The organism is Schnuerera sp. (assembly GCF_035459645.1).
GTDB lineage: Bacteria > Bacillota > Clostridia > Tissierellales > Tepidimicrobiaceae > Schnuerera.
Genome location: NZ_DATHXO010000435.1, coordinates 1 through 3,472 on the forward strand (window position 1 = coordinate 1; position 3,472 = coordinate 3,472).

3 protein-coding genes are annotated in these 3,472 nt (G+C 28.7%); all 3 read right to left on the minus strand.

Annotated elements, in window-relative coordinates; genetic code table 11:
* The coding region (locus tag VK998_RS10275) for a VanW family protein (RefSeq protein ID WP_325228041.1) at positions 1–1,269 on the minus strand (1,269 nt) is incomplete at its 3' end.
* 66 nt (positions 1,270–1,335) lie between these two features.
* Positions 1,336–3,291, minus strand: coding sequence for a cell division FtsA domain-containing protein (locus VK998_RS10280; RefSeq protein ID WP_325228042.1), 1,956 nt, complete (start codon positions 3,289–3,291; stop codon positions 1,336–1,338).
* Positions 3,292–3,307: 16 nt separating this feature from the next.
* Positions 3,308–3,457, minus strand: coding sequence for an endonuclease III domain-containing protein (locus VK998_RS10285; RefSeq protein ID WP_325228043.1), 150 nt, complete (start codon positions 3,455–3,457; stop codon positions 3,308–3,310).
* Positions 3,458–3,472: the final 15 nt, after the last annotated feature.

Consider the following 3,472-nt stretch of genomic DNA (forward strand, 5'->3'; position numbering starts at 1 on the left):
CTTCCCATTTTTTACTATGGATTTATAAGTATTAACCCTATATCCAGTCCTTCCCTGTTGAACCAAAATCTTGCTGCCTGGTTCTAAAGTTTTATCTAAAATAGTTTCTTCTTCAACTGAAATTGTTTCCACAATTTCAGATTCAATTTTTACAGAATAATCTCTTGATTTTCTATCACCATATATATAGAAATAAACCCGTTCTCCTACTATTTTGCTGTGAAAATATAATGGAAAATCAAAATCATTTCTAAATTTTAAATCCAAAAACCCATAAGCAACTGCTGCATCTTGACCAAATTGGACATACTTTGCTGGTATTGAATGAGGAGACCTTTCTAAAATTGTTACATCCGCTAATAGTAAAGAATTATATAGGGTAGTAGAGGTCTGACATACTCCTCCTCCTACATCCGGGGTGAACTCGCCAGCTATTATTACACTCGCTTCTTTATATCCAAATTTTTTATCCCTTGGCCCAGTAGTTTCATTGAAAGACATGGTTTCGCCAGGCATTAAAATTTTACCTTTTACAGATTCAGCAGATAACCTAATGTTTTCTTTTCTATTTTGACTACTCCCTTTAAAGGATGTTGAATACTCTCCAATAACACCATTGATCCTAGATAACATACTTTTAGATACATTAGGTACTATATCTTCCACTGGGATTTGGACTTTTTCTAAAGTATAAATATTATTAGAAATTGCTTGACTTAATTTCTCTTTATTCACAGTCTTACCTATAATCTCATCTGTAGTAGATATATTCCCATTGTTAAAATAGAACTCTGCATCTTTTGCTTCTATATTTATATCTTGACTTATATTATCTACAATATTATTAATATTCTCTATATTAAAATGTGAATCTAAAGTAATTTCTACTCCCTTTCTTTTAGTATTGATTATGTCTTTAATTCTAATAATTAAATTGCCTTCTCTTCCTATGGAATAGGCTTTATTTATAGCTTCTTCATAATCATATTGAAATCCTAATTCTTTTAATCCAAATCTATAGATTTTGTCCATATAGATAAGTTCCATATTCTTATTGTTTAATTCTTCCTCTTTTTTATCTTTAATAAAATTCAAAGCTTCTCCTTTGGACATAAAGGATATGTCGTAATCTTCTATTTTAATCCCATCATATATAAGATCTGTATTCAATACTTTAAAATATCCATAGAAACCTAAAGATAAAATGATTGCAAGGAAAATAATTATTAAAATTAGTATTATTTTAGTTTTTTTATTAGTACCTTTCATACTGGCCTCCATAATATAAATTTTATATTCTATTAATAAATATATGTATTTTCTTTTATTACAATACTATTTACTCCAATATATTTCTATTTCGTCTCCATTTTTTAAAGAGGCCATATATTCCGCTTCTTCTCCATTTAGTTTAAGAATTAAATTCCCTCTTGGTTTTGATAAATCAAAATCTATATAGTCGAATATATCAACAAACATAAATATATCTTTATTATACTCTATTGTTTTCTCTTCTTCGTTAATAGTTAGCTTTATGATTTTATTTTGTACAACACTGATAACATCATTTTCTCTCAATATTGTATCATAGTTAACCTTTTTACCATTAACTAAAATATTAGAAATGTTTATTTTTTCATCTAAAATTTGTAAAAAATCCTTCATCGTTCTAATCTCTAAAATATCTATCCTATCCCCATCCATCAATATGGGATTATTTTCAACTTTATTGTTATTTATTTTTATTTCTTTAATAAGATTTACCAGCTTATTATTATAATTTACCATTTTCTCTGTAGCAATACATTCAGATAAATAAGGACTTCTACTTTCTCCCTGAGTTGCTTTGATAATTTTTACAATATCTCCGTCTTTTAAAAAAGAGTTTAAGTTTCCCTCCTGACTATTTATGTATATCTGAGCAGGTTTCCCTTCTTTCCCCATAACAACTTGCTTTTCACCATCCAAAAAATATATAAATTTTTCACCTAATTTAGGTATTAAATCCCTTGGATTATAACCAGTTAATACAAGAATATCAGAGACTTTTACCTTTTCTGTATTGAATATGCGGATCTCTTCTCCATTAAAAGTAATTTGAAGAAAGTTTTTATATCTTTGGGTAGCTCCCTCCAAAGCTATACCTACTGGTGTTACAATATCTGGTCCATTAATATTAGATTCTACACCTTCCAATTTTTCAATAAAACTGGTGTCTCGAATAGATACTCTTTCCTTAGGTAAGCCTAATTTTTCAGCTATGCAATTTTTTAGCCCAGGCATTTGACTACTACCACCTATTAAAAATACAGCACTCGGCGCTTTACCATTGAACTCAATAATTTTTTCTACTATTTCCTTAGCTATATCTTCCATAGTTTCATATATACTCTCAACTATTTCCTTTGTAGTCAATTTATGTTGTATGCCTACTATATCAACAAATTCATGGGTTTCTTGAGAACTAAGCTTTACCTTCAATTTTTCTCCATAATTAAAATCTAATAAGTACTTTTTAGATAAGGCTTCCGTTATTTCATCCCCAGCTTTTGAAGTCATAGCATATGCCATTATTTTACCATCTTTAGTTATGGCAATATCGGATGTTCCTGCTCCTATATCTACTAATACTAAATTCAACAATCTTAGTTCCTCTTTTATAGCTACATTTATAGCAGCTATTGGTTCTAAAGTAATATTGCCAACTTCAAGACCAGCCTTTGATATAACTGAATATAACCCTTCAATAACCATCTGAGGTAAAAATGTTGCTAATAGTTTTACTCCTATTTTATCTCCTCTATGTCCTTCTAATTTATTCATCACATTATCATCCAGATAATAATTAAGAACTGTATAACCAATATTATAATATTTAAATTTATTCTGATTTTCATTATTATTAATTATTTCTTGAGCTTTTTGTATAGCTTCTAATTCTAAAACTTCTACCATGTTCCTATTAATTTCAGGATTGCCTTCTATCTCCTTGTCTACTTTAACTTTACAAGTTTTTAAAGCCCTTCCAGCAGCTGCTATTGAAACTTTTTTTAAGCTTGTCCCTAGTTTTTCTTCCAATTCTTCTTTTATCTCTTTAACAACTTTAGTTACTCCATAAATATCATGAATTTGTCCATCATACATGTTTCTTTTACTATGTTCTTTAATAGAATAATCCAATATATTAAAATATCCATCTTTTGTATAGGTTCCTACAATTCCGATTATTGTTCTTGTACCTATGTCTAAGGAAAATATCAAATCATCTTTTAATTTTTCCAACTGTTTCATACTAACAGCCCTTTCCTTATTTATTAACTTCTTCTTTATAGTAAATACAGTAATCCTTTAATGGACATTTCCCACATAAAGGTCTTCTGGCTTTACAAACTCTACGACCATGAAAGATCAATAAATGATGTGCCTTAGACCACATATCCTTATCAATATTATCCATTAAATCCTTTTCAGT

Coding starts and splice junctions, on each gene's coding strand:
- VK998_RS10280 (WP_325228042.1), bottom strand. CDS start 3,291: ATGAAACAGTTGGAAAAATTAAAAGATGATTTGATATTTTCCTTAGAC.
- VK998_RS10285 (WP_325228043.1), bottom strand. CDS start 3,457: ATGGATAATATTGATAAGGATATGTGGTCTAAGGCACATCATTTATTG.